The sequence below is a fragment of the Nitrospirillum amazonense genome (assembly GCF_007828045.1).
GTDB classification, from domain to species: domain Bacteria; phylum Pseudomonadota; class Alphaproteobacteria; order Azospirillales; family Azospirillaceae; genus Nitrospirillum; species Nitrospirillum amazonense_C.
The window spans coordinates 60,169-66,168 of record NZ_VITN01000028.1; the positions used below are offsets into that span (position 1 = coordinate 60,169).

Sequence of the window (6,000 nt, forward strand, 5' to 3'; positions counted from 1 at the left end):
ACGCGCCCGACGACCCATGGTCGCCCCTCTCAGAAGCTCGACCGGCACCCCCAATATGCGCCTGCCTCGGTGAAATCCGGCAGGCGCATCTTTCCTTTATGGTCCCGGTTGCCTCTCAGCTAAAGGGCGCCTGCCGGGTGAGCGGTCGCGGGCGCGTTTGCGCCATGTCAAATTCCCCCTTCCGTTTGCGCCAGCGCAACTCTGCGCCGGCCGTCCCCTGCTGCTGTGGTGCCTCTTGATCCATAGCAGGAGATGCCCCATGGGCTCCTTCAGTATTTGGCATTGGCTGATCGTGGCGGGGATCGCCCTGTTGCTGTTCGGCAACCGGCTGCCCCGCATGCTGGGCGACCTGGGCGTCGGCATCCGCAATCTGAAAGCCGGTCTGGCGGAGGAAACGGATGCCACATCCGTCCGCCTGCCCCGGGACTGATCGCCGTCAAGGCGCTCCAGGCTCTGCTCTCGCATCCTTCCCCCCGTCCCCTACCAGGTGACACCATGCCCCACCATGCCCTGATCATTGCGCGCGACGGCACCCTGACCCTGCACACCACCCCGGCTATCCCCACCGGTGGTGGGGTGCTGACCATCACCGATTGCCCCACCGACTGGACCGCCGAGGACGTGCTGGCGCTGGCGCGGGATTGCCGCCTGCCCATCCACGCGGCCAGCCTGGCCTTTGATCGCCTTCTGGCTCGCCATCGCGGGTCCTGCTGTGGCGGCCACTGCGGCTGACCATCCTATTCATTGCCTTCCAACCAGGCCCTCCCAACCAAGGGAAAAGCGCCATGCCCCTGCTGTCCCAAGAACCGGCCGCCACCATCGCTTCGGTGGATGAGCTACTCGCTATCGCCCTGGCCATGGAGGAAGAGGCCGTCCGGCGCTATCTGACGCTGGCGGAGCGGCAGCGGGGCGCACCTGACCTTGCTGCCTTGTTCCAAAACTTGGCCGATGAGGAAGGCCATCACGTCGCGGCCGTCCTGCGCAGCGCCGATAGTCTGCTGGGGCGTGCGCCGGTCGCCGCCCCCGTACAATGGCACCTGCCACCCGACATCGCCCGCTCCTGGGAAGAGGTGGAGGCTAGCGTCCGCCTCAGCCCCTACAAGGCCCTGTCCATCGCCGTGCTGAATGAGGAACGGGCCTTCGCCTTCTATGCTTATGTCGCCGCCCATGCCGCCACCCCGGCGGTGGCCAGCCAAGCTGAGGCGCTGGCGCGGGAGGAGTTGCGCCACGCCGCGCAGTTGCGCCGGGCGCGCCGCCACGCCTACCACCAGGAACGGGGCACCTTCATCCCCCTGCCCACGGCCAACGACGCGGTTGAACTCCGCGCCCTGGCCGACATGGTGGAGGCGGAGCTGGCCGCGGCCACCGGTGCCCCAAAGGCGGCGGCGGCGGAGCGTGCCGTGGACATTTATTCCCTGGCGCTGGATCGGATGGCGGAAGAGGACGGTGTCGCATTGGCGCAAACCCTGCTGAAAACCGCCATCGAACGGTTGGTGTCCCTGGGCGGCCATTCCCCGTCCGGCCCCATCCGGCGCTGAATAACATTCATTTTTCCCACTTGTTTTTGACACAGCGCAAAGCCGCGTCTGTCCTACCCCGGTAAAGCTATCCCGTAGCCGGAGCCGAATTGGTTCCCCCGCCCGCGAAGAACCGCCTTTAACGACATGCTGTCTCCCGCCCAGCCCAATCGGCCTCGGCCGATCGCGCCCCCGCTTGCCCACATGGCCCCTGGCTCCCCGCCCGGAAGCCCGCGGTGGCGGGGGGCGCTGCCCCCTCTCCTCGCCGTGCTGCTGGCTTGCCTGATGCTGGTGGTGGGCGGGATGGGACATGCGGCGCCGTCGCCCACCGCCAGCCACTTGGCGGACTATCTGGGCCAAGCCGACGCCGCCGCGTTGGTGCCCGGCGCCGATCATTTCGGCCCGGCGCGGGGCGCGCCACCGGTGGTCCCGGCAATGGCCGGCGGCAGGGTGGTGGGCTACGTCTACCTGAACAGCGATGTGGTCAACGCCGCCGGTTATTCCGGCCGCCCCATTTCCATCCTCATCGGCATCGACGCCAACGCCCGCATCACCGGCGCCAAGCTGGTGGACCATCATGAACCCATCGTGCTGGTCGGCATTCCCGTGGCCAAGATCGATCATTTCATCCAGGGCTATGTCGGCCGGACGGTGGCGGAGATGATGGCCGATACCGGGGGCAAACCGCCGGTGGACATCGTCTCCGGCGCCACCGTGACCGTCATGGTCATCGGCGACACCATCACCCGCTCCGCCATCAAGGTGGCGCGCACTCTGGGTCTGGGCGGGCTGGATAAACAGGACGACGCCACGGCCATGACGGCCCGGCCCGTGGTCAACGCCGGCCTGACCGGCACCGCCGATTGGACCACCCTGCTGGGCGACGGGTCCATCCGCCGCTTGTTGCTGCCGGTGGGTCAGGTCAACGAGGCCTTTCGCCAGGCCGGCGGTCCCGCCGCCGCCGCCCGGCCGGAACCCGGCCCCGACGACGACACCTTCATCGATTTGTACGCTGCCGTCGCCACCCTGCCGGTGGTGGGGCGCAGCCTGCTGGGCGAGGACGGGTACCAGCGCCTGACCAGTACCCTGAAGCCGGGGCAGCAGGCCGTCATCGTCGCCGGTATCGGGCGCTACTCCTTCAAAGGCTCCGGCTATGTGCGGGGCGGCATCTTCGACCGGATCGAGTTGATCCAGGGCGAGAACACCATCCGCTTCCACGACCGCAACCACACCCGCCTGGGAGCCCTGGCCGGCGACGCGCCGGACTTTCCCGATATAGGCCTGTTCACCATTCCAGACGGCAGCACCTTCGACGCCGCCCAGCCCTGGCGCCTGCGCCTGCTGGTCCAGCGCCAAGTGGCCACCCTGGACAAGGCCTTCATCACCTTCGACCTGGACTACGTCCCGCCGCAGAAATACCTGAGCGTGCCGGCGCCCAAGACGGTCGTGCCCGCCGCGACGGCGACGGAAACGCCCACCGCCGGTGGCCAGCTATGGCGCCGCATGTGGGCGGGCGACCGGCTGGACCTGGTGCTGCTGGCCCTGCTGCTGGCCGTGGTCACAGGCATCTTCTTCTTCCAGCACGAATTAGTGCGCCGGCCCGTCCTCTATGACCGCGTGCGCCTGGGCGTGCTGGCCGCCTCCCTCCTTTGGCTGGGCTGGTGGAAGCACGCGCAATTGTCCGTGGTCAACATCCTGACCTTCTTCAACGCGCTGCGCACCGACTTCAGCTGGGATTACTTCCTGATGGAGCCGCTGCTGTTCGTGCTGTGGTTCGCTGTGGCCGCGTCCCTGCTGTTCTGGGGCCGGGGCGCCTTCTGCGGCTGGCTATGTCCCTTCGGTGCCCTGCAGGAGCTGACCAACCGCCTGGCCCGGCGCCTCAAGGTCAAGCAGATCAAGGTGCCGTTCAGCGTCCACCAGCGCCTGTGGCCCATCAAGTACGTCATCTTCCTGGTCCTGTTCGGCCTGTCGCTGAACGAACTGGCCATGGCGGAAAAGGCGGCGGAGGTGGAGCCGTTCAAGACGGCCATCGTCCTGATCTTCTGGCGGTCCTGGCCCTTCGTGGTCTTCGCCGTGGCGCTGCTGCTGGCCAATCTGTTCATCGAGCGCTTCTTCTGCCGCTACCTGTGCCCGCTGGGGGCGGCGCTGGCCATTCCCGCGCGGCTGCGCATGTTCGACTGGCTGCGCCGTTATCGCGAATGCGGCAACCCCTGCCAGCGCTGCAGCAATGAATGCCCGGTGCAGGCCATCCACCCCGAGGGGCACATCAATCCCAACGAATGCATCCAGTGCCTGCATTGCCAGCTGCTGTACCACCACGACCAGAAATGCCCCGTGATGATCCAGCGCCGCCTGAAGCGCGAGCGCCAAGCCGGCATGGCCACCCCCGGCCCCCTTTCCCCCACCCCGCCCAAAGCCCCGCCGCAAGCGACGTTCAGGAGCGGCACACCGGCGGAGTGATCTTTCACCCCCGATTTCCAGATCACCAAACAGAGAAGACGCGAGATGTCGAACGAAGATCTGAACAATGTCCCGGTCGCCGCCAACAGCAATGGCGAGGCATCGCCGGGCCTCAGCCGCCGTGGGCTGATCGGTGGATCGGCCAAGGCGGCGCTGGCCGCCGCCGCCGTGGGTGCCGTGGGCACCGGCGGCGCCCTGGTGGGCGCCGGCACCAGCCAGGCCGCTCCCGCTGCCGCGTCCAAGAACAAGGTCGAGGTGAAGCCCGGCGACCTGGACGACTATTACGTCTTCGCCTCCGGCGGCCAGTCGGGCGAGATCCGGATCCTGGGCATGCCCTCGATGCGCGAGCTGATGCGCATCCCGATCTTCAACCGCTGCTCCGCCACCGGCTGGGGCCTGACCAACGAGTCCAAGAAGGTCCTGACCGATGGCCTGCTGCCGGAAACCAAGAAGTTCCTCGCCAGCCGGGGCGGCCTGTACCAGAACGGCGACGCGCACCACCCGCACATGTCGTTCACCAACGGCACGTACGACGGCCGCTACATCTTCATCAACGACAAGGCCAACACGCGCGTCGCCCGCATCCGCTGCGATATCATGAAGTGCGACAAGATCATCGAGATCCCCAACGCGCACGACATCCACGGCCTGCGCCCGCAGAAATACCCGCGCACCGGCTACGTCTTCGCCAACAGCGAACACCGCGCCCCGCTGGTGAACGACGGCAGCGTGCTGGACGAGCCCAAGAAGTACGGCTGCGTCTTCACCGCCATCGACGGCGACGCCATGAAGGTGTCCTGGCAGGTGCTGGTGGACGGCAACCTGGACAATTGCGACGCCGACTATCAGGGCAAGTACGCCTTCTCCACCTGCTACAACTCCGAGGAAGGCACGACGCTGGCCGACATGACCGCCAGCACCGAGGACTGGGCCGTGGTCTTCGACATCAAGCGCATCGAAGAGGCGGTGAAGAAAGGCGACTGCAAGGTCATCAACGGCGTGCCGGTAGTCGATGGCCGCCACGGCTCGCGCTACACCCGCTACATCCCCGTGCCCAACAACCCGCACGGCTGCAACGTGGCGCCGGACGGCATCCATGTCGTCTTCAACGGCAAGCTGTCGCCCACCGTCACCGTCATCGACGTACGCAAGCTGGACGATCTGTTCGCCGACAAGATCAAGCCGCGCGACGTGGTGGTGGCGGAGCCGCAGGTGGGCCTGGGGCCCCTGCACACCGCCTTCGACGGCCGGGGCAACGCCTACACCACCGTGTTCCTGGACAGCCAGTTGGTAAAGTGGGACCTGGAAAAGGCCAAGCGCGCCTTCAAGGGGGAGAAGGTCGACCCCATCATCCAGAAGCTGGATGTGCAGTACCAGCCGGGCCACAACCACTCCTCCATGGGCGAAACCAAGGAGGCGGACGGCAAGTGGCTGATGTCGCTGAACAAGTTCTCCAAGGACCGCTTCCTGAACGTCGGCCCGCTGAAGCCGGAGAACGACCAGTTGATCGATATCTCCGGCGACAAGATGGCGGTGGTGCATGACGGCCCCAGCTTTGCCGAGCCGCACGACGCCATGATCGTCCACCGGTCCAAGGTGAACCCCATCAGCGTCTACAAGCGCGACGACCCGATGTGGGAAGAGGCGCGGCAGTGGGCCAAGAAGGATGGGGTGGAACTGGAGTCCGCCGCGAACGTCATTCGCGACGGCAAGAAGGTCCGCGTCTACATGTATTCCGTGGCGCCGGCCTACAGCCTGGAAAAGTTCGAGGTGAACCAGGGCGACGAGGTCACCGTCTTCATCACCAACATGGATGACGTCGACGACCTGACCCACGGCTTCACCCTGTCGGGCCACGGCATCGCCATGGAAATCGGGCCGCAGGCGACCGCGTCGGTGACCTTCACCGCCGACCGGCCGGGCGTGCACTGTTTGGGTGGACGGCCCCATGGCATCGGATGCCAAAGTTGGGTTGTCACACTCCAACACGAGGGCCGCCCTTATGGACTATAAACGGATAGCG

General features: G+C 66.5%; 5 protein-coding genes. All 5 read left to right on the forward strand.

Going from position 1 to position 6,000, the window contains the following annotated elements:
- Positions 1-259: 259 nt before the first annotated feature.
- The 5 genes from FBZ89_RS27430 to nosZ all read left to right on the forward strand — a co-directional run bounded on the left by FBZ89_RS27430 (position 260) and on the right by nosZ (position 5,990).
- Complete coding sequence (locus FBZ89_RS27430; protein ID WP_145753958.1) at positions 260-430, forward strand: twin-arginine translocase TatA/TatE family subunit; 171 nt, start codon at positions 260-262, stop codon at positions 428-430.
- Positions 431-495: 65 nt separating this feature from the next.
- On the forward strand, positions 496-732 hold the full coding sequence (locus FBZ89_RS27435; protein WP_145753960.1) for a hypothetical protein: 237 nt from the start codon (positions 496-498) through the stop codon (positions 730-732).
- 53 nt (positions 733-785) lie between these two features.
- Positions 786-1,538, forward strand: coding sequence for a ferritin-like domain-containing protein (locus tag FBZ89_RS27440; RefSeq protein WP_145753962.1), 753 nt, complete (start codon positions 786-788; stop codon positions 1,536-1,538).
- A 183-nt stretch (positions 1,539-1,721) separates the two neighbouring features.
- Complete coding sequence (locus FBZ89_RS27445) at positions 1,722-3,977, forward strand: NosR/NirI family protein (protein WP_246172622.1); 2,256 nt, start codon at positions 1,722-1,724, stop codon at positions 3,975-3,977.
- A 45-nt stretch (positions 3,978-4,022) separates the two neighbouring features.
- Positions 4,023-5,990, forward strand: a complete 1,968-nt coding sequence (nosZ, locus tag FBZ89_RS27450) for a TAT-dependent nitrous-oxide reductase (RefSeq protein WP_145753964.1) — start codon at positions 4,023-4,025, stop codon at positions 5,988-5,990.
- Positions 5,991-6,000 lie beyond the last annotated feature (10 nt).

Coding starts and splice junctions, on each gene's coding strand:
- FBZ89_RS27430 (WP_145753958.1), top strand. CDS start 260: ATGGGCTCCTTCAGTATTTGGCATTGGCTGATCGTGGCGGGGATCGCC.
- FBZ89_RS27435 (WP_145753960.1), top strand. CDS start 496: ATGCCCCACCATGCCCTGATCATTGCGCGCGACGGCACCCTGACCCTG.
- FBZ89_RS27440 (WP_145753962.1), top strand. CDS start 786: ATGCCCCTGCTGTCCCAAGAACCGGCCGCCACCATCGCTTCGGTGGAT.
- FBZ89_RS27445 (WP_246172622.1), top strand. CDS start 1,722: ATGGCCCCTGGCTCCCCGCCCGGAAGCCCGCGGTGGCGGGGGGCGCTG.
- nosZ (WP_145753964.1), top strand. CDS start 4,023: ATGTCGAACGAAGATCTGAACAATGTCCCGGTCGCCGCCAACAGCAAT.